Source organism: Thioclava sp. UBA3469 (assembly GCF_002378135.1).
In the GTDB taxonomy this organism is placed as follows: Bacteria; Pseudomonadota; Alphaproteobacteria; order Rhodobacterales; family Rhodobacteraceae; genus Thioclava; species Thioclava sediminum.
In genome coordinates this window covers 3,124-3,626 of record NZ_DFRG01000223.1, presented here as the reverse complement: position 1 = coordinate 3,626, position 503 = coordinate 3,124, and the positions used below count along the sequence as shown (strand labels likewise).

Below are 503 nucleotides of genomic sequence, written 5' to 3'. Positions count from 1 at the left end.
TCCGACTGGCTGGCGCTTGCGACCTCGCTTCCCGAGGCCGAGCGCGCCCGCATCGCGCCGTCGCGCATCCTGTGGATGAGCCACAAGCGCAAGCGGCTCGATTGGCAGACCGCCACCAGCCCCGGTTTCTACCTGCATCCGCTGGACGACTACGAGGGGCTGAAGCTTAAGCTCGGCGCGCAGCCCACGACCGGGGCGATGCTGATCGAGATGCTCCTGCGCTCGGATCTGGCGCGGCTCGACCTCTATGGCTTCGATTTCTTCGCCTCGCTTTCGCTGTCGGGTCGGCGTTCGGCCGACAAGGTGCCGCATGATTTCGCCGCGGAAGCGGAGATGGTTGGCGGGTTTCTTGCTTCCGATCCACGTATCATTCGGAACTAACGGGGCGTCGAACCCCTTTCATTTCCTGACGTAAAGCGGTAGGAAGCCGCGTTCTATTCGAGCAAGGAGGTCCTCATGGGCTATAAAGTCGTCGTTGCGGGCGCCACGGGGAACGTGGGCCG

General features: G+C 63.6%; 1 pseudogene. It reads left to right on the top strand.

Going from position 1 to position 503, the window contains the following annotated elements:
* Window positions 1-381, top strand: a pseudogene (locus tag B3D39_RS16360) (hypothetical protein); the annotation flags it as partial.
* Window positions 382-503 lie beyond the last annotated feature (122 nt).